At 61.6% G+C, this 22,489-nt stretch carries 26 protein-coding genes; 22 read left to right on the top strand and 4 right to left on the bottom strand.

Annotation, left to right across the window (positions count from 1 at the left end):
- Nucleotides 1–44 precede the first annotated feature (44 nt).
- From rlmN to HYPGJ_RS01005, 3 genes are all read left to right on the top strand, one after another.
- On the top strand, nt 45–1,250 hold the full coding sequence (gene rlmN, locus HYPGJ_RS01015) for a 23S rRNA (adenine(2503)-C(2))-methyltransferase RlmN (RefSeq protein WP_046845471.1): 1,206 nt from the start codon (nt 45–47) through the stop codon (nt 1,248–1,250).
- 100 nt (nt 1,251–1,350) lie between these two features.
- On the top strand, nt 1,351–2,010 hold the full coding sequence (locus HYPGJ_RS01010) for a hypothetical protein (protein WP_046845470.1): 660 nt from the start codon (nt 1,351–1,353) through the stop codon (nt 2,008–2,010).
- A gap of 220 nt (nt 2,011–2,230) precedes the next feature.
- Nucleotides 2,231–2,740, top strand: a complete 510-nt coding sequence (locus HYPGJ_RS01005; protein WP_244465965.1) for a hypothetical protein — start codon at nt 2,231–2,233, stop codon at nt 2,738–2,740.
- 39 nt (nt 2,741–2,779) lie between these two features.
- Here the strand turns inward: HYPGJ_RS01005 and HYPGJ_RS01000 are convergent, their stop codons facing one another.
- Nucleotides 2,780–3,559 (bottom strand): hypothetical protein, encoded by a 780-nt coding sequence (locus HYPGJ_RS01000; protein ID WP_046845468.1) that lies wholly within the window; start codon nt 3,557–3,559, stop codon nt 2,780–2,782.
- 442 nt (nt 3,560–4,001) lie between these two features.
- On the opposite strand from HYPGJ_RS01000, the gene HYPGJ_RS00995 reads away from it, so the two are divergent.
- From HYPGJ_RS00995 to leuB, 18 genes are all read left to right on the top strand, one after another.
- Complete coding sequence (locus HYPGJ_RS00995) at nt 4,002–5,231, top strand: argininosuccinate synthase (protein ID WP_013217292.1); 1,230 nt, start codon at nt 4,002–4,004, stop codon at nt 5,229–5,231.
- A gap of 42 nt (nt 5,232–5,273) precedes the next feature.
- Nucleotides 5,274–5,489: a hypothetical protein gene (locus HYPGJ_RS00990; RefSeq protein WP_046845467.1), complete on the top strand. Its 216-nt coding sequence runs from the start codon at nt 5,274–5,276 to the stop codon at nt 5,487–5,489.
- Nucleotides 5,490–5,637: 148 nt separating this feature from the next.
- Nucleotides 5,638–6,666, top strand: coding sequence for an agmatine deiminase family protein (locus HYPGJ_RS00985; RefSeq protein ID WP_046845466.1), 1,029 nt, complete (start codon nt 5,638–5,640; stop codon nt 6,664–6,666).
- Complete coding sequence (gene aguB / locus HYPGJ_RS00980; RefSeq protein WP_046845465.1) at nt 6,666–7,526, top strand: N-carbamoylputrescine amidase; 861 nt, start codon at nt 6,666–6,668, stop codon at nt 7,524–7,526. Before HYPGJ_RS00985 ends, aguB begins: the two co-directional genes overlap by 1 nt.
- A gap of 32 nt (nt 7,527–7,558) precedes the next feature.
- Nucleotides 7,559–7,765, top strand: a complete 207-nt coding sequence (locus HYPGJ_RS00975) for a TOBE domain-containing protein (protein ID WP_013217288.1) — start codon at nt 7,559–7,561, stop codon at nt 7,763–7,765.
- A 2-nt stretch (nt 7,766–7,767) separates the two neighbouring features.
- Nucleotides 7,768–8,295 carry a hypothetical protein gene (locus HYPGJ_RS00970; protein ID WP_046845464.1) on the top strand — a complete coding sequence of 176 codons (528 nt, stop codon included), beginning with the start codon at nt 7,768–7,770 and terminating at the stop codon, nt 8,293–8,295.
- A gap of 56 nt (nt 8,296–8,351) precedes the next feature.
- Entirely contained in the window at nt 8,352–9,086 is a 735-nt protein-coding gene (locus HYPGJ_RS00965; protein WP_046845463.1) for a site-2 protease family protein, read from the top strand.
- A 164-nt stretch (nt 9,087–9,250) separates the two neighbouring features.
- Nucleotides 9,251–10,030 (top strand): hypothetical protein, encoded by a 780-nt coding sequence (locus HYPGJ_RS00960; RefSeq protein WP_046845462.1) that lies wholly within the window; start codon nt 9,251–9,253, stop codon nt 10,028–10,030.
- Between the two features lie 141 nt (nt 10,031–10,171).
- Entirely contained in the window at nt 10,172–12,010 is a 1,839-nt protein-coding gene (typA, locus tag HYPGJ_RS00955) for a translational GTPase TypA (protein WP_046845461.1), read from the top strand.
- Between the two features lie 93 nt (nt 12,011–12,103).
- Nucleotides 12,104–12,361, top strand: a complete 258-nt coding sequence (locus HYPGJ_RS00950) for a PepSY domain-containing protein (RefSeq protein WP_046845460.1) — start codon at nt 12,104–12,106, stop codon at nt 12,359–12,361.
- A 133-nt stretch (nt 12,362–12,494) separates the two neighbouring features.
- A complete protein-coding gene (locus tag HYPGJ_RS00945) occupies nt 12,495–13,799 on the top strand; it encodes an AAA family ATPase (RefSeq protein WP_046845459.1) in 1,305 nt (434 codons plus the stop codon).
- A gap of 248 nt (nt 13,800–14,047) precedes the next feature.
- Nucleotides 14,048–14,524 (top strand): phasin family protein, encoded by a 477-nt coding sequence (locus HYPGJ_RS00940; protein ID WP_013217281.1) that lies wholly within the window; start codon nt 14,048–14,050, stop codon nt 14,522–14,524.
- A 164-nt stretch (nt 14,525–14,688) separates the two neighbouring features.
- Nucleotides 14,689–15,168, top strand: a complete 480-nt coding sequence (locus HYPGJ_RS00935) for a GNAT family N-acetyltransferase (protein WP_244465964.1) — start codon at nt 14,689–14,691, stop codon at nt 15,166–15,168.
- A 119-nt stretch (nt 15,169–15,287) separates the two neighbouring features.
- A complete protein-coding gene (gene ppa / locus HYPGJ_RS00930) occupies nt 15,288–15,815 on the top strand; it encodes an inorganic diphosphatase (RefSeq protein ID WP_046845457.1) in 528 nt (175 codons plus the stop codon).
- 143 nt (nt 15,816–15,958) lie between these two features.
- Nucleotides 15,959–16,759, top strand: a complete 801-nt coding sequence (dapB, locus tag HYPGJ_RS00925) for a 4-hydroxy-tetrahydrodipicolinate reductase (protein WP_046845456.1) — start codon at nt 15,959–15,961, stop codon at nt 16,757–16,759.
- Between the two features lie 53 nt (nt 16,760–16,812).
- Nucleotides 16,813–17,475, top strand: a complete 663-nt coding sequence (locus HYPGJ_RS00920) for a 2,3-bisphosphoglycerate-dependent phosphoglycerate mutase (protein WP_244465989.1) — start codon at nt 16,813–16,815, stop codon at nt 17,473–17,475.
- 30 nt (nt 17,476–17,505) lie between these two features.
- Nucleotides 17,506–18,102 (top strand): DUF4337 domain-containing protein, encoded by a 597-nt coding sequence (locus HYPGJ_RS00915; RefSeq protein ID WP_046845454.1) that lies wholly within the window; start codon nt 17,506–17,508, stop codon nt 18,100–18,102.
- Nucleotides 18,103–18,260: 158 nt separating this feature from the next.
- Nucleotides 18,261–19,376, top strand: coding sequence for a 3-isopropylmalate dehydrogenase (leuB, locus tag HYPGJ_RS00910; RefSeq protein WP_046845453.1), 1,116 nt, complete (start codon nt 18,261–18,263; stop codon nt 19,374–19,376).
- Between the two features lie 59 nt (nt 19,377–19,435).
- Here the strand turns inward: leuB and HYPGJ_RS00905 are convergent, their stop codons facing one another.
- On the bottom strand, nt 19,436–19,894 hold the full coding sequence (locus HYPGJ_RS00905) for a hypothetical protein (protein ID WP_046845786.1): 459 nt from the start codon (nt 19,892–19,894) through the stop codon (nt 19,436–19,438).
- A gap of 186 nt (nt 19,895–20,080) precedes the next feature.
- On the opposite strand from HYPGJ_RS00905, the gene HYPGJ_RS00900 reads away from it, so the two are divergent.
- Entirely contained in the window at nt 20,081–21,109 is a 1,029-nt protein-coding gene (locus HYPGJ_RS00900) for an aspartate-semialdehyde dehydrogenase (protein ID WP_046845452.1), read from the top strand.
- A gap of 57 nt (nt 21,110–21,166) precedes the next feature.
- On the opposite strand, the gene HYPGJ_RS00895 is transcribed toward HYPGJ_RS00900, so the two are convergent.
- Nucleotides 21,167–21,559, bottom strand: a complete 393-nt coding sequence (locus tag HYPGJ_RS00895; protein WP_244465963.1) for a MarR family transcriptional regulator — start codon at nt 21,557–21,559, stop codon at nt 21,167–21,169.
- Nucleotides 21,560–21,883: 324 nt separating this feature from the next.
- The gene (locus HYPGJ_RS00890; protein WP_046845450.1) at nt 21,884–22,486 is read right to left on the bottom strand and encodes a septation protein A; all 603 of its coding nucleotides are present in this window, start codon (nt 22,484–22,486) and stop codon (nt 21,884–21,886) included.
- Between the last annotated feature and the right edge of the window lie 3 nt (nt 22,487–22,489).

Here is a 22,489-nt window from a genome sequence, read left to right as displayed (position 1 = left end):
CCTGTAAAAGTGCGCATTCCCCGAAGCGCGAAGCCATTTTCGTTATGACCGCTGCCCCACTCGTTAAAATCGACGCCAACGCCCCGGCCGAGCCCGCGGCTGAGAAGCGCTCGCTCGCGGGCCTGACGCGCGCGCGTCTGAAAGAAGCGCTCGCCGCCGGCGGCGTTCCGGAAAAGCAGCTCAACATGCGCGTTAACCAGCTGTGGAGCTGGATGTACGTGCGCGGCATCACGCGCTTCGAGGACATGACCGACGTCTCGAAAGACCTGCGCCGTCAGCTCGATGCCATCTACACGCTCGATCGCCCGGAGATCATCTCGGAGCAGATTTCCGTCGACGGCACGCGCAAGTGGCTGCTGCGTCTCGCCAAGCTTGGTCACGAAGCCCGCCCGCCGGAAGTCGAGACCGTCTACATTCCCGAAAGCGATCGCGGCACGCTCTGCATTTCGAGCCAGGTCGGCTGCACGCTGACGTGCTCGTTCTGCCATACCGGAACGCAGCGCCTCGTGCGCAATCTCGAAGCCCAGGAAATCGTTGCCCAGATCATGCTGGCGCGCGACCGCATCGGCGACTGGCCCGGTGCGAAAGGCCCAGACGACGGCCGCCTGCTTCCCGCCAGCGAACGCAAGATCACCAACGTCGTGCTGATGGGCATGGGCGAACCGCTCTACAATTTCGACAACGTCAAAGCCGCGATGGAAGTCGCGTCCGACGGCGACGGCCTCGCGCTCTCGAAACGGCGCATCACGCTGTCGACTTCGGGCGTCGTCCCAGAAATTCCGCGGTGGGGCGAAGAAGCCGACACCATGCTCGCGATCTCGCTGCACGCCACCAACGACGCACTGCGCGACGAGCTGGTGCCGATCAATCGCAAGTATCCGATCGCCGAGCTGATGCAGGCGTGCCGCGATTATCCGGGCCTGTCGAACGCCCGCCGCATCACGTTCGAATACGTGATGCTGAAAGGCGTCAACGACAGCCTCGCCGAGGCCCGCGCCCTGGTTAAGCTACTCGCTGGCATCCCGGCGAAGATCAACCTGATCCCGTTCAATCCGTGGCCGAACACGCGCTACGAATGCTCGGATTGGGAAACGATCGAACGCTTCGCCGAAGTCGTGAACCGGGCGGGCTACGCCAGCCCTGTTCGTACGCCGCGCGGCCGCGATATCCTCGCCGCCTGCGGACAATTGCGTTCGGAAAGCCTGCGCCTCAGCGCCAGCGAACGCCGCAGTGGTGCCGAGAAGGCATAAGCCGGACCTTCCGCCGCCCGGCGCCGATAATTCTATTGAGACCTTGAGCTTAGCCCCTGTAAATTGATCCCTTGTGTAAGACGGGTCAGGGCAGGGTCGAGTGTTGAAGTTCCTGGGATCGGTCGCCCGGGTGGCGTTCGGGTTCATCCTCGCGAGCATCGCGGCGGGGTTCGTGACGATGTTGTTCGTCAACACCCCGAGCGAAGTCCTGAATCAGCCGATGAGCCGCTTGCCGCGCACCGCCGGGGAAACCTTCGAGCTGGCGCTGCTGACGGCGACGCATGTGGCGATCTTCGCCTGTATCTTCGCGCTGATCGTCGGAGGCATCGGCGAAATCTTCTCGCTGCGCCGCCTTCCGTTTTATCTGATCAGCGGTGTCGCGATCGCGTTTCTCGGCTTCGTCGCTCAATACGCGAGCGAGGTTCAGGGCGAGCCAACGATCTTCAACAACTATGCGCTGAAGGCATTTTTGACGACGGGCTTCGTCGCAGGCTTCGTTTATTGGCTCGCCGCAGGCCAGTTCGCAGGTCGCGCGCCAGCCGCGACAGCCCGTCCCCCATCTTCCGCCGACGTCATCGATCAACCGCCCAGCGATACGTTGACCGCCGAGCCTGCTTCCGTCCGCCAACCGGCAGTTCTGGTCACCCCGCGTCCGACCTATCGCACGCTGCTGAAGCGCCTGAGCTTCGGAGCGGACGAGACGGCCAACCACGACGCCGAAGCCGGGACCAAAGGCCCTGTGAGCACCGAGGAGCGATAGGCTCCGCGTCCCATCAGCAACAAAAATTTTTGGGTCCGGAAACGTTGATTGCTCAACTAGGCAGCAATTTCCAACGCTTCTGACGCTGTCTTACCGTGGCGCATCATGATTGCTGCGATGCAACACATATGCTAAGGTCGCCTTTTCGGGGGACTCGCCCGTGTTCGATTTTGCGCTCCATTTTCGATGCCTGCAAAAGGCAACCGAAGCCCTTTTTGAAATGGGTCAGGCGACGCTTGCTGCCCAGATCGCGTGGCAGAGCAAGCTCAACGACGAGTTGGTTAATACGATTCACGCAGCGACGCCCAGCCCGGCGACCGAGGCCAACATCGACCCGTTCTCGCTATGGCAGAGCTGGCTCGAGTGTTGGACGAACGTCGGCGCTCCGCCCCGCTCGAATTCGAACTCGAACTCGATCGCAAACATGTGGCAGGCGTGGGCGACGCCCGCATCGACGGCAATGGTCGCAGGCGCTTCGGCTTGGCCGTCGCTCACCGCAAATGCTTTTCTTAACGCGACGCCCTGGAGCTTCTACCAAGGCCCGCTGACGGCGATGATGCTGAGCTACGGCGTGCCGTACTCGGTCGCCGCCCCAACGGCGCGCGCAAGCACGTGCGCAATGGATGCCGCCGACGCAGCTTGCGCGCAATGGCGCTCGATCTTCAACGACAACACTCCGCACACCAATCAAGAGATGCGCAGACGGCGGCGCCCGACGTATCTTCACTGACGTGACGCGAGCGGCGCGAAGTCCGCGAAAGCCCTAAAATCAATCCGAGCCGGATGCCGCGGGCGCGTCGGCCGGCGGAGCCGCCTGATCTCCGCTCTCTGAAGCAGCGGGTGCAGCCGCCTTCGGCTTAGCCGTCTTCTTGGCAGTTGCGGTCTTCGTCTTCTTCTCTCCAGCGGGTTTCGCGGCGCCATCACCCGTCGAGGCGGCAGCGCCATTCGCAGGAATGCTGCCCGTATGCGATGCCCACGGCAGAGTTTCGGGCTCGCTCGATTTGGCGGCTTTCTGGGCCTTTTCCGCTTCCTTCTTCATCGCCGCCAGCGACCGGCATCCGGCTGTCGTACCCTTGCTCGTGCCTTCGGCAGGCGTACCGACCACCCAGATGCACGCCGAATTAGTGCCGCACGCCGTTTCATCGAGCTTTTTGCAAGAGGCAGCCGCGCTCGCCTTCTTGACCTTGGGCTTCGCCGGAGCAGCGTCCGCATGAGCGGGCGTTTCGGATGCACCCGCTGCTGGCGCAGGCGCCGCCGCTTTCTTCGTTTTGGCCGCAGGCTTCGGAGCGACTGGCTCTGCTGCGGGAGCAGGTGCGCTTTCGGCTTGAGGCGGTTCGGGTGCGGCGACGGGAGCCGCTTCCTGCTGCGTTTCGGGCGGCGGTGCCGTCGTGTCCTCTGCCACCGGCGCGGGTGCAGAATTATCTTCGACAACAGTTTGCGCGGGCGGATCGGCCGGAACCGTGACCGTGATCTCTTCCGCCGCTAACGGAAGCGCCAATACGCTTCCGGCCAAAACCAGCACTGCAAGGTATCCGCTCAGTCTGGACAAAGCCGCTCTCCCCCGACAGAAAACTTCCCCGTTCCTTAGCATTTCAGACCGCTGCGACCTACGCCAATCAGCGCGCCAACGACAAATTTATGTTCACGGCAATGATGCGATGCGCAATCGCAATGCGGGGAACCTAACCTACGGATTTCGCGAAAAATAATGCGACGCGATAATATCTGTCCCGATGGCGCATTTCCGCAAGCGGGCCTCAGACACGGACAAGGAGTGTTCGCGCGCACCCCGCGTACGGCAAATCCGCCGCCGCGAATCGCATTTCGAACGCACGCGCCGCGCTTCGTCGACACTCGCATTCGTTAAAGCGTCATATTCCGTCGCGCTCGCGGCGTGTCGCGTTGCCGCTTCGCCCGCACTTGCGACCGACACCGTCGCCCCTATAGTGCCGCGCGTTCCTCACCCGAAAATCAATCGAAAGTCAGCTCGCATGACCGCCGCACCCAAAGCCGTGAAGAAAGTCGTCCTCGCCTACTCGGGCGGCCTCGATACGTCGATCATTCTGAAATGGCTGCAGGAAACCTATAACGCCGAAGTCGTGACGTTCACCGCCGATCTCGGCCAGGGCGAAGAACTCGAGCCGGCGCGCAATAAGGCTCTGATGCTCGGCATCAAGCCCGAGAACATTTTCATCGAGGACCTGCGCGAGGAATTCGTCCGCGACTACGTTTTCCCGATGTTCCGCGCCAATGCCGTTTATGAAGGCATCTACCTGCTCGGCACGTCGATCGCCCGCCCGCTCATCTCCAAAAAGCAGATCGAGATCGCGAAGAAGGTCGGCGCCGACGCCGTCTGCCACGGCGCGACGGGCAAGGGCAACGATCAGGTCCGCTTCGAGCTTGGCTATTACGCTCTGCAGCCGGGCATCAAGATCATCGCTCCCTGGCGCGAATGGGCCTTCAAGGGCCGCGAAGAGCTTCTGAAGTTCGCGCGCGACCATCAGATCCCCGTCGCCAAGGACAAGGAAGGCGAAGCGCCATTCTCGGTCGACGCCAACCTTCTGCACTCGTCCTCCGAAGGCAAGGTCCTCGAAGACCCGGCCGTGAAAGCGCCCGAACTCGTCTATCAACGCACGATTTCGCCGATGGCCGCCCCCGATAAGGTGACGACGATCAAGATCGGCTTCGAAAAAGGCGATGCCGTCTCGCTCGACGGCAAGAAGCTCTCTCCGGCGACGCTGCTCAAAGCCCTGAACGATCTCGGCCGCGACAACGGCATCGGCCGCATCGACCTCGTCGAAAACCGCTTCGTCGGCATGAAATCGCGCGGCGTCTACGAAACACCCGGCGGCACGATCCTGCTCGCAGCCCACCGCGCCATCGAGAGCATCACGCTCGATCGCGGCGCCGCGCACTTGAAAGACGAGATCATGCCGCGCTACGCCGAGCTGATCTATAACGGCTTCTGGTTCGCGCCCGAGCGCGAGATGCTGCAGGCCCTGATCGACAAATCGCAGGAGCATGTCGAAGGCGAGGTGACGCTCGAGCTCTACAAAGGCAACGTCATCACCGTCGGCCGCGAGAGCCCGAAGTCGCTCTATTCGCCGACGCTGGTCACCTTCGAGGACGACAAGGGCGCCTACGATCAGAAGGACGCGCAAGGCTTCATCAAGCTCAACGCGCTGCGTCTCCGCACCCTCGGAAGCCGCAAGCGGAAGTAAATTCCACGCCTGTCCTCGGCGTCAGCCAAGCGGAACAAAACCATGATCGTCATCACCAGAAACGGAAAGACAACGGTCATCGACGGATGGCGCGAATGGATCGTTCGCGCCGTCGTCTTCGTTGTGACGCTTCTGCTGCTCGCTGCTGTCGTGTTCCTCATGCTTGGACTGGCGGTGACGCTTGGCGCGGTCCTGATGATCGCCATTCCGGCCGCAATCGTCGTCGCGCTGCTCGGCTCGATGTTCGCAAAACATTAACGCTGCGCGGCAGCCCCGCGCGCGACAGATCCGTGACGATACGCTAACTCTTGACACCCGCGGCCCGGTCCACGACATGGCGGTCTCGCGCAGGATGAGCGTCAGCGCACGTCCTGCAAAGCCTTGCGGCAAAAACTTAGGGACAGATATGACGACGGCCCCTGCCAACACCCCCATCGTAACGCCTTCGGAATGGGCGCCGCAGAAAGCGATCTGGACGGCATGGCCCGCCGATCCGGCCGAGTGGAACGACGATCTCGAAGCGCCGCGCCGCGACGTGGCCGCGCTGGTCCGCGCGCTGAGCATCGCCGGCAACAAGGTCCGCGTGCTTGCCAACGGCGATGAAGCCGAGGCGACCGCGCGCGCAGCACTGCCGATCGACGTCGCGGAAATCATCCCGGCGAAGTACGGCGACATCTGGCTGCGCGATACCGGACCGATCTTTGCTCAGACGCCTGAAGGCGTCGTCGCGCTACGCTTCAGGACGAACAGCTGGGGCGGCAAGTACGATCTGCCCGACGACGCAACCGTTGGCGATCACGTTGCCAGCATCGCCAGGACGCCCATCCGTCGTTTCGACTTCGTGCTCGAAGGCGGCGCGGTCGATCACGACGGCGAAGGCACGATCCTGACGACGCGGCAGACGCTTCTGAACCCGAACCGCAACGGCTGGTCGAAGGAAGCAGCCGAGGCCGCGCTGCGCGAAGCTTTCGGGGCTAAGAAAGTCATCTGGATCGACGAAGGTCTGAAAAACGATCACACCGACGGCCACGTCGACAACATCGCGCGCTTCGTGGCGCCGGGCCGCGTCGTCTGTCAGGCGCCCGCCGGACCCGACGATCCGAACGCCGCGACGCTCGACGCCATAGCCGCGACGCTCGCGCGCGAAACCGACGCCGCGGGCCGCAAGCTCGACGTCATCCGCATTCCGGGTGTCGGCCTTTATCACAACGCGCTCGGCGAAGTTTCGCCCGCGTCGCACATGAACTTCATCATCGCCAACGGCGTCGTCGTCGTGCCGATCTACGGAACGGCGACCGAAGCCGACGCACTGCAGGCCCTGCAAACCGTATTCCCGGATCGCGCCGTCGTCGGCGTGTCGTCGCGCGGCCTGCTCGGCTGTGGCGAAGCGGGCGGCGGCTCGTTCCACTGCATCACCCAACAGGAGCCGGCCTGATGTCGAAACGATCGATCACCGTCGGCGCAATTCAGACGTCGTACGGTCACGACATCAAAACCAATATCGCGAAGACGGAAGCCTTCGTGCGCGAAGCCGCGCGCAAGGGTGCGCAAGTGATTTTGCCGTCGGAGCTTTTCGAAGGCATCTACTTCTGCACGCGTCAGGACCCGAAATGGTTCGAGACGGCGCATCCCGTGAACGAACATCCCTGCGTGCTCGCGCTTCAGAAGCTCGCGAAAGAACTCGGCGTCGTCATCCCGATCTCGTTCTTCGAGAAGGACGGCCCGCGCTATTACAACAGCATCGCGATCGCCGATGCCGACGGCGAGATCCTCGGCGTCTATCGCAAGAGCCACATTCCGGACGGCCCGGGCTATCAGGAAAAGTATTATTTCCGCCCCGGCGACACAGGCTTCAAAACCTGGGCGACGAAGTTCGGCCGCATCGGCGTCGGCATCTGCTGGGACCAATGGTATCCCGAAAGCGCCCGCGCCATGGTGCTGCAAGGCGCGGAAATTCTTTTTTACCCGACCGCCATCGGCTCGGAGCCCTACGATGCGGCGCTTGACACGCATCTCCAGTGGCAGCGCGCGATGCAGGGCCACGCCGTCTCGAACGCGGTGCCGATCGTCGCCGCCAATCGCATCGGCCTCGAAGACAACGACGGCGTGCAGCAAAAGTTCTACGGCCATTCCTTCATCAGCGATCACCGTGGCGAACTGGTGGAAAGCTTCGGATCGTCAGACGAAGGCGTATTGATCCATGCCTTTGACCTCGATCTGATCGAAAGCTATCGTGCCGACTGGGGATTTTTCCGGGATCGCCGGACGGATCTCTACGCGAAAAGCATCGTCTAAAGATAGATCAGCGCGACAACGCCGGAGCCGCCATGAAGATCAGCGCCAGGAACGTCCTCAAGGGTAAAATCGTCGACATCGTCAAAGGCGTGACGACCGCTCACGTCCGCATCGATGTCGGCGGCACGATTGTCACCGCCTCGATCACGAACGAGTCCGTTGACGATCTCGGCCTCGTCAAAGGCATGACGGCATCAGCGGTCATCAAATCCTCCGACGTCATGGTTGCGATAGACTAGACATGAAAATGCAGAGATCGATCTGGATCGCCGCTGCGGCGATGGCATGCCTGGTGCCGTTGAACGCCTATGCCGCCGAGCCGGGTGGCTGCGAAACTTTCGCCTGGCCGGTCGCAACCGAATTGCAATGGCTGAAAGCCGCCGACAGCGAACCCGTGGCGTCCGGCGGCTCGCTGAAGCAGCCGCCTGCAAAAGCCATCCAGCTGTCGCTGCTGCCGATGGACGAGGTCAAATTCACAGCCGATCAGAGCCGCCGCCGCAAGGAAGCCGACAATAGCCAGTTCGGCGGCGCTGTGACGTTTGAAAGCGTCGGCGAGCCGGGCATTTATCAGATCTCTCTTCCCGTCCGCAGCTGGGTTGACGTCGTGCAAGGCGGCAAGACTCTGAAATCCGCCGCACACACGAGCAAGACCGATTGCGACGGCGTCCGCAAAAGCATCCGTTTCCCGATGGGCGAAGGCCCGGTCACGGTCGAGATCAGCGGCATCCCGACGGACTCGGTCAAATTCGTCATCCGCCGCGGCGAGTGACAAAACTTGCCGCCTCGGCTTGACGAAACGATGCGTCTTGCCGGAGGCTTGTCGCCATGAACTTCATCGACGATACGCCGCGCCTCGAGTTGTTCCGGATCGGCGGCATTCCGGTCCGGATCGACGTCACGTTCGTCTTCGTGCCGCTGTTGCTGCTAGGGATCCTGCAACAGGCGCCCCTGGCAATTGCAGGGCCAGCGTTCGCTGCCATCATCGTCGGCGTCTTCCTGTCGGTGCTGTTTCACGAACTTGGTCACGCGGCGCTGGCGCGGTTATTCGGCGTTCCCGTGGGTGAAATTCTCGTCGGCGGATTTTACGGCTACGCGCGCATGCTCGACGTGCCGCGCTCGACGCTGGCGAACGTCATCATTCTGTTCGCGGGACCATTGGCAAACGCCGCGATCTTTTTCGCGCTCTGGCGGCTGCTCGGCTCGCCGGAAATCTCTGGCGCCGGTTACTTCCACTTAACCGATCGGCCCGACTGGATGAGCGAGACACCGTGGCTGGCGTATGCGACCGTTACGCTCGCGCGCGTCAATCTCGCGATGGCGATATTCAATCTTCTGCCGGCGTTCCCGCTCGACGGCGGTCGCATCTATCGCGACATCATCGCGACGATTGCGTCGCGCGCGACTGCCGCCAAGATCATCGCCGGCCTCGGCGTCATCGTCGGGCTCTGGGCGGCCGTGACGGGCCTGCGCATCGATATCGTGCTGATGCTGATCGGAGCCCAGATCGCCATCATGAACTGGGCCATTCTGAAGCGGCCGGACGATGCCGAGCAGCTTTAGCCCCTCGGCTATCCACACGCCACTCTCGCCGATTTGCCAGACGCGCGCTGCCCGGCCATAACTCAAGCACCTCTACGAACGCTCCGTCGCGATCCGGTCAAGAATGTCCGGAACACTCTCCCAACCCCCGCGCCGCCCGGCACCCAACATCGAACGCCTGACCGATGACCCGCGTTTCCGTCAACCGCACGCTCAAACGCCTCTACTGGCTCCTGACCGCCGTGCTGTTGCTTCTGCTCGCCTCGAAATTCGCCGACGACGCTTCCGGCCTTCCGCCGTTCGTCGTGTCCGCCGCCAATAAAGTCTATGACTTCATGCGCGACATGTCCCTGCTGATCGCGACCGGCGGCGTGGCCTATCTCTCGAACATTTTCCAGAAGCGCTCGAAATTCGTCGAAAGCCTGGAAGAGGAATGGCGCAACATCGTGCGCACCAAGTCGGCTCTGCTGTCGACGTGCGAGAAGCCTTATCTCGCCACCGACGATTATCTCGCCGCCTTCTACAGGATCAGCGAGACCATCGACACGATGCGCATCGTGTACAAAAACTCCGGCGAAACCAGCACGCTGGTCGGGCTCTATCCCTACGCCCCGCTGCACGATATGCGCCGCGCGCTGCAGACGCTCGACCCGCGCATCAATCCGGAGGCGACGGCGGACCAGAAAACCCTCGTCCGTGAGGCGATCCTGCAATCCTTCTTCGCGCTCCGCGAAACCTTCCTCGAAGAACTCGATCTAGAGGAACCGCAAAGCCCCTTATTAATTTCCGGAGCACGCCGCCTGAAGGTTCCGGGCGCCGACATGGCCGCACGGATCATGCAGGATCATCAGCGCCGCCGCCTGGAGCGGGAACCGGCGCAGAAGCCCGAGGTCGACGCCTTCCTGACGGCTCTGCGAACGCGCGAAGAGGAAAACGAGCGACCGCAGGCCGAAAAACCTTTATAGAACCGGCAGTATTCCCGCCGACTGATAAGCCGCACCCAGCCTTAAACCCGCTGCCCTAGCGGCAGGGCGGCCGATCATGCTAGGTGCGGGCGATATTGCGCCGCAGTGCGGCGCCCACCCCGATTCAACTCTAGGTTTCCAATGGCCCTTCGCAATATCGCGATCATCGCGCACGTCGACCATGGCAAGACGACACTGGTCGACGAGCTTTTGAAGCAATCCGGCTCCTTCCGCGAGAACCAGAAGGTTGCGGAACGCGCCATGGATTCCAACGACATCGAGCGCGAACGCGGCATCACCATTCTCGCGAAGTGCACCAGCGTCGAGTGGAAGGGCACGCACATCAACATCGTGGATACGCCAGGCCACGCCGACTTCGGCGGTGAGGTCGAGCGCATCCTGAACATGGTCGACGGCGTGATCGTTCTCGTCGACGCTTCCGAAGGCCCGCTGCCGCAGACCAAGTTCGTCGTCTCCAAAGCGCTGAAGCGCGGCCTCCGCCCGATCGTTGCGATCAACAAGATCGACCGCCCCGACGAACGCCACCTCGACGTGCTGAACGAAGTCTTCGATCTCTTTGCCAATCTCGACGCAACCGACGAGCAGCTCGACTTCCCCGTGCTCTACGGCTCAGGCCGCAGCGGCTGGATGGCCCGCGACCCCTCGGGCCCGAAAGAAAATCTCGCGCCGATGTTCGACCTGATCCTCGAGCATGTGCCGCCGCCCGCCGTCGACGACGGCCCATTCCGCATGTTGGCGACGACACTCGACGCCGATCCGTTCCTCGGCCGTATTCTGACGGGCCGCATCACCTCCGGCACCGTCAAGCCGAACCAGGCTTTGAAGGCGCTCGATCGCGACGGCAAGGTGCTCGAACAGTTCCGCGTGCAAAAGGTTCTGGCGTTTCACGGCCTGGAACGCACACCGGTCGAGCAAGCTGGCGCCGGTGACATCATCGCGCTGGCAGGCATGAGCCTCGCGAACGTCGCCGACTCCTTGGTCGATCCCTCCGTCGAGGAACCGCTGCCCGCGCAGCCGGTCGATCCGCCGACGTTGTCGATGAACTTCCGTATCAACGACGGACCGTTCGCCGGACAGGAAGGCGACAAGGTGCAAAGCCGTGTCATCCGCGATCGTCTGCTCAAGGAAGCCGAGCGCAACATCGCCATCCGCGTTCTCGAAAACGAGGACAAGGACAGCTTCACCGTCTCAGGCCGGGGCGAATTGCAGCTCGCCATCCTGATCGAAAACATGCGCCGCGAAGGCTTCGAGCTCACCGTGTCGCGGCCGAAGGTCGTGTTCGAGATCGACCCCGAAACCAAACAGCGCCTCGAACCGATCGAGGAAGTCATCATCGACGTCGACGACAACTACACCGGCGTCGTCGTGCAGAAGCTTGCCGAGCGCAAAGGCGATCTCCTGGAGATGAAGCCGTCGGGCGGCGGACGCACGCGCATGGTGTTCCACGTCCCGACGCGCGGCCTTCTCGGCTATCAGTCGGAGCTTCTCTCCGACACGCGCGGCACCGGCATCATGAACAAGCTGTTCCACTCCTACAAACCGTTCAAGGGCGAGATCGCCGGACGCCGGACGGGCGTTCTGATCTCGAACAGTCCGGGTGAAGCGGTCGCCTACGCAATCTTCAATTTGCAGGATCGCGGTCCCTTCATGATCAACCCGCAGGATCGGGTTTACGAAGGCATGATCGTCGGCGAACACACGCGCGACAACGACCTCGAAGTCAACGTCATCAAGGGCAAGAAGCTGACCAACGTCCGCGCCTCCGGCAAGGACGACGCGGTGCTGCTGACCCCGCCGATGCGTCTGACGCTCGAAAAGGCCATGAGCTACATCACCGACGAAGAACTCGTCGAAGTGACGCCGAAATCCATCCGCCTGCGCAAGCGCTGGCTCGATCCCAACGAGCGCAAGCGCCAGAGCCGCAAGAGCGAAGCGGAACGGGCGAGCGGCGCGGCATAATAGAGCGGCGATCGGGAAAAAATCCCGGATTGCTTGGGATAATTCGGAACCCCACATACTCGGGGTTATTCCAGCAATCACAGGAGATTCCCGATGAAACGCATGCTTTTGGCTGCCTCCCTTGTCTGCGCACTTTCGTTGCCAGCTCTGGCGGATGCGCCTTTGAGCGCAGAAGAACAAAAGCAGGCGACTGCAGCCGCCGCAGCCTGGGGCTGTGAAGGCGGCAAATGGGAAAAGGAAACTGAAGCCTCCGGCGTCTACGAACTCGACGACGCCAAGTGCAAGGACGGCGCGGCCTACGACTTGAAGTTCGATAAGGACTTCAAGCTGCGCAGCATCACCGCCGACTGATCAATTTTCCTCCCTGGACTTGGTCAGCGCACGAGACCTCAGCGGGCCTCGTGCGTTTTTGTTTCCGTTGACTTGAATGGCGAGCTTTCCGATTGTGGATTCGATCCCGAAATCGCCTGGAAGATGATTCGCCGTGATCTGGCCCAAAGGCGTTACGCCGACCCCTGCCTTTGAACGCGCGGCCAGCTTCCTGGAACAGCCTGGCGGCAATCTTTTCGTGACTGGCCGCGCCGGCACCGGAAAATCCACGCTTCTGAAAGCGCTGCGCGACGTGTACGCCGACCGCATGGTTGTACTGGCCCCGACGGGTCTGGCCGCCATCAACATTGGCGGTCAGACAATTCACTCATTCTTCGGTTTTCCGCCGCGCCTGATTCAGGAAAGCGACATCAAGCGCAGCCGCAACGGCCGCGTGATGCGCAAGCTCGAGTTCCTCGTCATCGACGAAGCCTCGATGGTGCGCTCGGATCTGATGTGGGGCATCGACCGCGCGATGCGCGTGAACCGCGGCCGTCCGCGCGAAGCCTTCGGCGGCGCCCGCGTGCTTCTGTTCGCTGATCTTCATCAGCTGCCGCCCGTGATCCAGGAACCCGAGGTGCTCGTGCACCTCACCGAGGCTCACGGCAGTCCGTTCTTTTTCCTCATCGATGCGCTGCGAGAAGGCGCCGGCACGTCGCTGCTCGAACTGACGCAAATCTTCCGCCAGACCGACGACGATTTGATCCGCGTCCTGAATGCGGTCCGCGAAGGCAATGTCAGCGACAGCGATCTCGCATTCATCAACACCTGCGTGCGCCCGATCCGCACCCTTGCCGAAGGCGAACCCTACGTCATCCTGACGACCACCAACGCCGCCGCCAAACGCATCAACAACCGCTACCTCGAAGCGCTGCCCGAGCGCGCCGTTCGCTTCAACGCGACGATCACCGGCGACTTCAACGCCAACATCGAGCCCGCTGACCCGGCGCTCGAATTGAAGCCCGGCGCGAAGGTCATGATGCTGCGAAACGATCCGGACAAACGCTGGGTCAACGGCACGATCGCCCGCATTTCTCGGCTTACCGACAAGCAGGTCTTCGTTGAAGTCAACGGCCGCGAATACGAGGTCGAGCCTGTCGCTTGGGAGCACCGCCGCTATGCCTTCGACCAGTCGGCGGAAAAGATCGTCGAAACGGTCGCGGGCACCTTCAAACAGTTTCCGCTTCGCCTGGCCTGGGCGCTGACGATCCATAAAGCGCAGGGGTTGACCCTGGATAAGGTCTACATTGACCTCGGGACCGGCACGTTCGCGCACGGCCAGACCTATGTCGCTTTGTCGCGATGCCGGACGATGCAGGGCCTCGCCCTGGCCCGGCCGCTGACTCGCCGCGACATCATCTTCGACTCAGCCGCTCTAGGCTATCGCGAGGTTTTTCCTCAACTTCCGACGGAACCTTGAGTCGGCGAATCCGTTTCGCACGTGCGAAATGGTGGATAGGTATTTACCTACCTGCGAGGGTTAAGGTAACCTACTTTAGTAGGCAGTAACCAGTCGTAATCGAGACTAAACGACCCAATTTTGCAGACGCGCTGCAAAAAAGATATTGCGGTGCACAAAACGATCATCTATATACTTGGACAAGGTTTCGCCGTCGAGCGTCGACCGCATTTTGAGAGAACGTTTCAAATTTCTGAGGAGTGTCCCCAATGAACGATGTCTTCACACGTCAAGTCCAGGACTTCACCCGTCAGGCCCAGGAAATGTTTACGGCTGGCAAGGACGCCAAGGTTCCGGAAAACATCTCGGCATTCGCTGAAGATGCGATCGCGAAGTCGCGCGACGCGTACCATAAGTTCGCTGCCCTCGCGAAGGACAACGCCAAGGTTGCCGAGGAAGTCCTCCTGACGACCCAGGCTGGCGCGAAGTCGATCGGCGAGAAGATCGTCGCCAACACGCTCGCCAACACGGAAGCTGCTTTCGAAGCCGCTCAGGCCATCGCCCGTGCGCGCACCTTCCCGGAAATCGCACGCCTGCAGGCCAACTACTGGCAGCAGCAGTTCGCGGTCGCCGGTTCGCAGTCGAAGGAACTCTTCGAGCTTTCGAACAAAGTTACGAAGCAGGCTCTCGAGACGGTTGGCGCCGCCACGACGAAGTCTTTCGAGCAGTTCAAAACCGCCGGCTGATCACGCGGCTGCCTTCGGGCGGACGTATCGGGGCACTTTGAGACGCATGAACGCGAGGCTCCTGCCTCGCGTTTTTTATTTGCAATTGCCCATGTGACACTGATGCGTTTTTCCGCGCGCCGCGCTAGACTGCGCTCATGTTGAACCAGCGTCTGGAAGTGACTGTGCGTAACGCCCGTCCGAGCGATGCTCCGGCGCTGGCCCGTATTTTTCGCGAATCCTGGCGCCTTGCCTATACCGGCATTCTACCGGCGCACCATCTCGAACACGAAATTCAGCGGCGCGACGCAACGTGGTGGCGCCGCGCGATTGCCGCCGAACATAATCTGCTCGTCATCGAACATGGCGAGCATATCGCGGGCTATGCCACGTGCGGACGCGCCCGCGGCGGACGCCGTGATACCGGCGAAATCTACGAACTCTACCTGGCGCCCATCTATCAGGGTATCGGCATCGGGGAATACCTGTTCGAGGCCTGCCGGGCGACGCTCGACCGCCTCGGTCTCGAACGCTTGATCGTCTGGGCGCTTGTCGAAAACGAACGGGCCCGCGCCTTCTACGTTCGCTGCGGCGGCCGCGCGACCCGCAAGGCTTGCGTCCGCTTCGGGAATGCGGTTAACGCTCGGATCGCCTACGAATGGTGATATGACGACCGCCTCGCCTTTTCATTTTGACCGCGCATTCGACCTTAGCGGCGTTGTCTCGCTCGTCCATTCGCGTCAAAAGTAATCCCGCTAGTCCTGCTTCAATCGGAAGGTCGCCCATGCGTCTTGACGCAATCAAGCCCGGCAACACGCCGCCGGAAGACATCAACGTCGTCGTCGAAGTTCCCGTGGGCGGCGAGCCCATCAAATACGAAATGGACAAGGCGTCGGGCGCCCTTGTCGTCGACCGCTTCCTCTACACGCCGATGCGCTATCCCGGAAACTACGGCTTCGTTCCGCACACGCTATCGCGCGACGGCGATCCGATCGACGTTCTCGTCTGCAACACGCGTGCGCTCGTTCCCGGCGCGATCATCAACTGCCGCCCGGTCGGCGTTCTGGTGATGGAAGACGACGGCGGCGGCGACGAAAAGATCATCGCGGTCCCTTCCAGCAAGCTGACCAAGCGCTACGAGTCGGTGAAGACCTACACCGACTTACCCGCGATTTCGATCGAGCAGATCGAGCACTTCTTCGCGCACTATAAGGACCTCGAGCCCAACAAATGGGCCAAGATCGACCACTGGGGTCACGCCGACGAAGCCAAGGCCCTGATCATCGCAGCGCTAAAACGTGCCGAGGACTAGGTAAAACGAATTGCAGGCGCGATTTACGTTGACCATGCCGGCAACCGCGGCGATTTCCCGCCCCTGCGCACTTCCTCTCTCCTAGCGACGTTGCTATACCCCGCCGCGTGGGGGTCGCGTTCTCATAACCGCTAGGAGACGAGATGAAGATCGCAGTCATGGGCGCAGCGGGCCGCATGGGCCGTCAGCTGATCGCCGCGATCGCAGCCGAACCCCAAACTATGATAAGCGGCGCGACGGAGCCCATTGGTTCGCCCGCTCTCGGCAAGGACATCGGCGAACTGGCCGGCATTGAGCGTCTCGGCATCGCCGTCTCGAGCGATGTCGCAGCCGTGATTGCCGCAGCCGACGCGATCATCGATTTCACAGTGCCGAAAGCGACCGTCGAATTCGCGAGCCTCGCCGCGCAGTCGGGTACGGCGCACATCATCGGAACCACGGGCTTCGACAAAGCCGCGGAGGCCGCGATCGCGGAGGCCGCAACCAAAATCGCTATCGTCAAAGCCGGGAACATGAGCCTCGGCGTCAACCTGCTCGCTGCATTGACGCGCCAGGTCGCCGCTGCACTGGGGAACGACTTCGATATCGAAATTGTTGAAATGCATCACCGCATGAAGATCGACGCGCCGTCGGGAACCGCGTTGATGCTTGGAGACGCCGCCGCCCAGGGACGCGACCTTGATCTGGAAGAGCACTCGGTACGCACGCGCGATGGACATACAGGACCACGCCATACCGGCGACATCGGCTTTGCCACGCTTCGCGGCGGCACAGTCGTCGGCGATCACACCGTGATCTTCGCGGGCGACGGCGAACGCATCGAACTCACCCACCGCGCGGCCGACCGCGGGATATTCGCGAGAGGCGCGGTGAAAGCGGCACTTTGGACCAAAGACAAGCCGCCCGGGCTCTACGCCATGACCGACGTGCTCGGCATTTCCTGACCTTCTGACGACCGCATCATCGCAAACGTATTGACGAGGCTATGACAGACGCGCTGACAGACAATATTCTCGTGCTCGTGCGCCACGGAGAGAGCGAATGGAACCGGCTCAATCTGTTCACCGGGTGGCGCAATCCGGACCTGACCGAGAAAGGCGTGATTGAAGCCCGCGTCGCCGGCCGCATGATCCGCGACAACGGCGTGAAGTTCGACATCGCATTCACCAGCGTTTTGAAGCGCGCCCAGCACACGCTCGACATCATCCTCTCCGAGCTTGATCAGCCCGACGTTCCGATCGTGCGCGATGCTGCCCTGAATGAACGCGACTACGGTGAGCTGTCGGGACTGAACAAAGACGAAGCCCGCAAGAAATGGGGCGAGGCGCAAGTCCGCGATTGGCGCCGCTCCTACGACATCCCGCCGCCCGGCGGCGAAAGCCTGAAAGATACGCTGGCACGCGTGCGGCCCTACTACGACAGCGCGATCTGGCCGCAAATTACACAGAGCAAGAACGTCATCATCGTCGCGCATGGCAATTCGTTGCGCTCGCTCATCATGATACTCGAAGGGCTCAACGGCGACGAAATCCTTCAGCGCGAGCTTGCGACCGGCGCGCCAATTCTTTATCGCCTCGGAGCAGACGGCAGGGCCATCGATCGCAAGGATCTTTTGCCGGCGCGATCGCTCGCCGCCCCGCCGGAAGATCGTATCGTCTGACAAGCATCTAGTCGCATATCGGGGGTAGTCATGGCGTTTGAAGAACTCGGGCGGGATGCCGATCGCGAGAACTCAAAGGGCCGCGACAAGCTCGTCGGCGTCTATATCGCCATCCTCGCCGTCATCCTTGCGATCTGCAGCCTCGGCGGCAGCAACGCCCAGCAGGATGCGACCCAGCAGAACATCGCCGCATCGAATGTCTGGGCCTTCTTCCAGGCGAAGAACGCACGCCGTCAGGCGCTCAGACTGCACACCGACGAATTCGAGGTGATGCTGAAAGCGACGCCCGCCATACCGGATGACGCCAGAAAATCCATCGAAGAAAAGATTGCCGGCTACAAAGAGCAGGACAAATCTCTGACGAGCGACCCGAAAAGCGGCGAGGGTTTGGACGAGCTGTTCAACAAGGGTAAATCACTCGAAGCCGATCGCGATAAATCTCTGCAGCGCGGACCCTACTTCGACTACGGACAGGCACTGTTGCAGATCGCGATCGTCCTCGCCTCCGTCGCGATCATTTCCGGCGGAAACCTGGTCCTAGCGGCAAGCTTCTTCCTCGGCGCTCTTGGCAGCTTGGCAACGATCGGCGGCTTTACGCTTGCGTTCCCGCTGCCGTTCGCCGGCTGACGACGAAGCCTGACCGACCGGCAATCGCCACTGCACCGTTAACGGGCGAATTCTGCGCCAAAGTGCCTTTTTGCGGCCGGACGCTTGCTCCTTAGCGTCCGGAACGCTAGCACTCCGGCGACTGATTTCCCCTGACATATGCTGCAAGGACGGCCGCCATGACCACGCATTCGCTTTTGCTTCTGCCCGGCGACGGGATCGGCGTCGAGACGATCGCCGAGGTCGAACGGCTGATCGCCTTCTTCAACGCCAAAAGCAACACGGCGCGCTTTCACGTCGAGCGCGATCTCGTCGGCGGCGCGGCCTATGACGCGCACGGCGTCGCCGTCACCGACGAAGCCATGGACAAGGCTCAGAAAGCGGACGCCGTGATGTTCGGCGCCGTCGGCGGACCGAAATGGGCCGGCGTTCCCTACCAGCATCGCCCCGAAGCGGGCCTTCTCCGCCTGCGCAAGGATCTCGATCTCTTCGCCAACCTTCGCCCCGCCATCTGCTATCCGGCGCTGGCGGATGCATCGAGCCTGAAGCGCGAACTCGTCGAAGGCCTCGACATCATGATCGTCCGCGAGCTGACGGGCGGCGTCTACTTCGGCGAGCCGAAGGAAATCGTGACGCTCGAGAACGGCGAAAAACGCGCCGTCGACACACAGCTCTACACGACGCATGAAATCGAGCGCATCACCAAGGTCGCGTTCGATCTCGCAAAGAAGCGCCGCAACCTCGTCCATTCGGCGGAAAAGCATAACGTCATGCGGACCGGCGTGCTCTGGAAACAGGTCACGACCGACGTGCACAAGTCGTACGCGCCGGACGTCAAGCTCGAGCACATTCTGGCCGACAACTGCGCCATGCAGCTCATCCGCAATCCAAAGCAGTTCGACGTCATCGTCACCGACAACCTCTTTGGCGACGTGCTGTCGGATGAAGCCGCGATGATGACCGGCTCGCTCGGCATGCTTCCGTCGGCCTCACTCGGCGCGCCCGATCCCAAGACCGGACGCCGCAAAGCCCTCTACGAGCCCGTGCACGGCTCGGCGCCCGATATCGCCGGACAGGGCCTCGCCAATCCGATCGCGACGATCGCGTCGTTCGGCATGGCGTTGCGTTATTCCTTCGACATGGGCAAGGAAGCCGATCTCGTCGATCAGGCGATCGCGCGCGTTCTCGACAAGGGACTGCGCACCGGCGACATCATGCAGCCCGGCATGACGAAGGTCGGAACGAGCGACATGGGCAAGGCGGTCGAAACCGAACTCAAAGCTCTCGCGGCATAACTCCCGCGCCCTGCGGCCGGCTCCCCGCAGGGGAGTCGCAGGGCGCCAACCAAAAACTTTCACACGCTCGGCTGATCGTGACACGAGCTGGCTTGGCCTTGCAGCGCGCCGCGCGCCGTCCAGGCCGGTTTGCCGTCAGCCGGACCGGGAGCCGCTGCCTCGGTTCGCGATACGAAATAGAATTCGTAGCAGTTGCTATCGACGCGCGCGACGCGATAGCACCCGCCTGACGCATCACCATCGTAAATCGTGCACAAGGTCCCCTCGGTCACCGACCAGCGCCCCGCGAGCGACATTCCGGGCTCCCTATAGGTGACCCGGCCATCCGCGGCGTATCGCTCCGTAAACGCCTTCCCGCTCGCATAGCGGCCGTCGATCGTCTGATCGCCGAAGCGATTGAGGATTTCTCCGCCGTCGAGCCAAACGGGCTGCGACGGAACGGCTCCAAGCGGTCCTGACGCGAACAGGGCCGCGGCTACGCTGAAACCGGCAAGCAAAGCTGGGTATGTGAGACGCATGACGCCGTCCTGCAACTGAGTGTCCGTAAAGGACCGGCAGATTGTGACCCGAGCATGCCACGAAGGTCCAAAATTGCGAACAAACTTGAAACTCGTGGCCCTCCCGCGTATGTGATTTTCCGTATAAACCATCTGCCGCGCTGGCCGAGCCAATCGCGCGCACCGGCAAACTCAAGGACATGGATGATGGGCTACAAGGTCGCCATCGTTGGCGCCACCGGCAATGTGGGCCGCGAAATGCTGAACGTGCTCGCGGAGCGGAAATTCCCGATCAGCGAGCTTTACCCGCTGGCATCGCGCCGCTCGATCGGCACCGAAGTCTCGTTCGGCGACTCCGTCCTTAAATGCCGCGACCTTGAAACGTTCGACTTCAAGGGCGTCGACTTCTGCCTGATGTCGGCTGGCTCGTCCGTGTCGAAGGACTGGTCGCCACGCATCGGCGCGCAGGGCACCATCGTCATCGATAACTCGTCGTGCTGGCGGTACGACCAGGACGTGCCGCTCATCGTCCCCGAAGTCAACGGCGACGCCGTGCGCGGCTTCACGAAGAAGAACATCATCGCCAATCCGAACTGCTCGACGGCCCAGCTCGTGGTCGCGTTGAAGCCGCTGCACGATGCGGCCGGCATCACGCGTGTCGTCGTCTCGACTTATCAGTCCGTGTCGGGCGCCGGCAAAGACGCGATGGACGAACTCTGGCACCAGACCAAGGGCAAGTACGTTCCGGGCCAGGAAGTCGAGCCGAAGAAGTTTCCGAAGCAGATCGCCTTCAACTGCATTCCTCAGATCGACGTCTTCATGGAAGACGGCTACACGAAAGAGGAATGGAAGATGCTGGCCGAGACGAAGAAGATTCTCGACCCGAAGATCCGTCTCACCGCCACATGCGTGCGCGTGCCGGTGTTCGTCGGTCACTCGGAAGCCGTCAACATCGAGTTCGAAAAGCCGATCAGCCCCGATGAAGCGCGCGAAATTCTGCGCGCCGCGCCCGGCATCATGGTCGTCGATAAGCGCGAGCCGGGCGGCTACGTCACGCCCGTCGAAGCCGCCGGCGAATTCTCGACGTTCGTCTCCCGCATCCGCGAAGACGCGACCGTCGAGAACGGCCTGACGATGTGGATCGTGTCCGACAACCTACTGAAGGGCGCCGCGCTCAACGCGGTGCAGATCGCGGAAACGCTCATCCATCAGCGGCTGGTGCGTCAGGCAGCTTAAGCCGCCTGCAGGTCAAATAGGGCGACGTAAACAGGCTGGCGGAAACGCCAGCCTTTTTTATTGCTTGGCGGCGGCTTCCTTGGCCTTGAGCCGGGCCAGAGTCTGAACGATCGCATTCAGATCCTGCAAAAAGCGCTCGCGCTGCGCAACGGCGAGACTCGCGAGAATGCGTTCGTCGACACGGCGCGCCAGCGGATCGTGCGCTTTCAGAATGCGCGTACCCTGCTCGGTGATCTTGACGGAATAGGCCCGGGCGTCGTTGCGCGTCCGCCGCCGTTGCAGCATGCCCTTCTTCAGCATGCGCCGGATGATGTCCGCCAGCGTCGACCGATCGATGCCCGTCAGCTCGACGAGCTGCGTCTGATTCAATCCCTCATTCTGCGCAACCGTGAGCAGAACAGCGTACTGCCGCGGCGTCAGCCCGTCGGCCCCGAGCTCGATCTGAAACATCTCGGCCGCGCTCTGGCCAGCTCTGTGAAGAAGATGAAGAGGAGACCGTTCAAGACGGTTATGTGCAGGTTCCCGTGCCATTCGCATCCTGATGCCCGCCCGTTTTTGGAAAACGGCAAGCCTCGTTGCGCCGCATAAGATGGACACAAGTTTCGAGGCCGCGTGCGTTGTGTTTGAGAAGTTTAAGTAGCCGCCCTAAACCACGAGCAACAGCATCGCGTCCAGCAAAAATAATTTTCAACTGGAAAACAAATCGTAAAGCAGTGCTTCAACTGACGTATACTGATGATCGATCAAAAAATACTACAGGATTGCTTGATCCGATTAAGTGCTCTCAGAGGTTGTGTCCTCGTACTTCTTCAATATGCCGATCTGGCAGAGAGCGAATATGAAGGTGATCGGCATAATGCCGAAGACTTTGAACGCGACCCAGGTGTCGGTCGAAAAGAACCGCCACATCACCTCGTTGAGCCCGGCGAGAAACACGAAGAAAAATGCCCAGCGAAACGTCAGGATACGCCATCCCTGATCGGTGAGCCGCATCACTTCGCCGAACACGATCTTCAGGAACAGTCGCCCTGTCGCTAGGCCTACGAACAGGATCGCCGCGAACAGGCCGTTGACCATCGTCGGCTTGATTTTGATGAAATGGTCGTCCTGCAGCCACAACGTCAGACCGCCGAAGACGAGAACAAAGACGCTTGTGATCAGCGGCATCACGGCGATGCGCCCGAGCAGCGTCCGCGACGCGATCAACGAAACCACCGTCGCGACCATAAACGCGCCCGTGCCGGTGTAGATGCCATAGCGGCTATTGGCGACGAAGAAGACCAGCAGCGGCCCGAATTCGACGACAAGTTTGATAAGCTGCTTGCGGTCGAAAAGCTGCGCGTTCTCGGCTGCAACGACCTTATTCTCGTCCGACATGGC

This window comes from Hyphomicrobium sp. GJ21, from assembly GCF_001006785.1.
Lineage (GTDB): Bacteria > Pseudomonadota > Alphaproteobacteria > Rhizobiales > Hyphomicrobiaceae > Hyphomicrobium_B.
This window is presented reverse-complemented; position numbering and strand designations above follow the sequence as displayed.

Coding starts and splice junctions, on each gene's coding strand:
- aguB (WP_046845465.1), top strand. CDS start 6,666: ATGTCGAAACGATCGATCACCGTCGGCGCAATTCAGACGTCGTACGGT.
- HYPGJ_RS00970 (WP_046845464.1), top strand. CDS start 7,768: ATGAAAATGCAGAGATCGATCTGGATCGCCGCTGCGGCGATGGCATGC.
- HYPGJ_RS00915 (WP_046845454.1), top strand. CDS start 17,506: ATGGCGTTTGAAGAACTCGGGCGGGATGCCGATCGCGAGAACTCAAAG.
- HYPGJ_RS00895 (WP_244465963.1), bottom strand. CDS start 21,559: ATGTTTCAGATCGAGCTCGGGGCCGACGGGCTGACGCCGCGGCAGTAC.
- HYPGJ_RS00900 (WP_046845452.1), top strand. CDS start 20,081: ATGGGCTACAAGGTCGCCATCGTTGGCGCCACCGGCAATGTGGGCCGC.
- HYPGJ_RS00995 (WP_013217292.1), top strand. CDS start 4,002: ATGACCGCCGCACCCAAAGCCGTGAAGAAAGTCGTCCTCGCCTACTCG.
- HYPGJ_RS00950 (WP_046845460.1), top strand. CDS start 12,104: ATGAAACGCATGCTTTTGGCTGCCTCCCTTGTCTGCGCACTTTCGTTG.
- dapB (WP_046845456.1), top strand. CDS start 15,959: ATGAAGATCGCAGTCATGGGCGCAGCGGGCCGCATGGGCCGTCAGCTG.
- leuB (WP_046845453.1), top strand. CDS start 18,261: ATGACCACGCATTCGCTTTTGCTTCTGCCCGGCGACGGGATCGGCGTC.
- HYPGJ_RS00890 (WP_046845450.1), bottom strand. CDS start 22,486: ATGTCGGACGAGAATAAGGTCGTTGCAGCCGAGAACGCGCAGCTTTTC.
- HYPGJ_RS01005 (WP_244465965.1), top strand. CDS start 2,231: ATGGGTCAGGCGACGCTTGCTGCCCAGATCGCGTGGCAGAGCAAGCTC.
- HYPGJ_RS00990 (WP_046845467.1), top strand. CDS start 5,274: ATGATCGTCATCACCAGAAACGGAAAGACAACGGTCATCGACGGATGG.
- HYPGJ_RS00960 (WP_046845462.1), top strand. CDS start 9,251: ATGACCCGCGTTTCCGTCAACCGCACGCTCAAACGCCTCTACTGGCTC.
- ppa (WP_046845457.1), top strand. CDS start 15,288: ATGCGTCTTGACGCAATCAAGCCCGGCAACACGCCGCCGGAAGACATC.
- HYPGJ_RS00905 (WP_046845786.1), bottom strand. CDS start 19,894: ATGCGTCTCACATACCCAGCTTTGCTTGCCGGTTTCAGCGTAGCCGCG.
- typA (WP_046845461.1), top strand. CDS start 10,172: ATGGCCCTTCGCAATATCGCGATCATCGCGCACGTCGACCATGGCAAG.
- HYPGJ_RS00965 (WP_046845463.1), top strand. CDS start 8,352: ATGAACTTCATCGACGATACGCCGCGCCTCGAGTTGTTCCGGATCGGC.
- HYPGJ_RS00975 (WP_013217288.1), top strand. CDS start 7,559: ATGAAGATCAGCGCCAGGAACGTCCTCAAGGGTAAAATCGTCGACATC.
- HYPGJ_RS00940 (WP_013217281.1), top strand. CDS start 14,048: ATGAACGATGTCTTCACACGTCAAGTCCAGGACTTCACCCGTCAGGCC.
- HYPGJ_RS00985 (WP_046845466.1), top strand. CDS start 5,638: ATGACGACGGCCCCTGCCAACACCCCCATCGTAACGCCTTCGGAATGG.
- rlmN (WP_046845471.1), top strand. CDS start 45: ATGACCGCTGCCCCACTCGTTAAAATCGACGCCAACGCCCCGGCCGAG.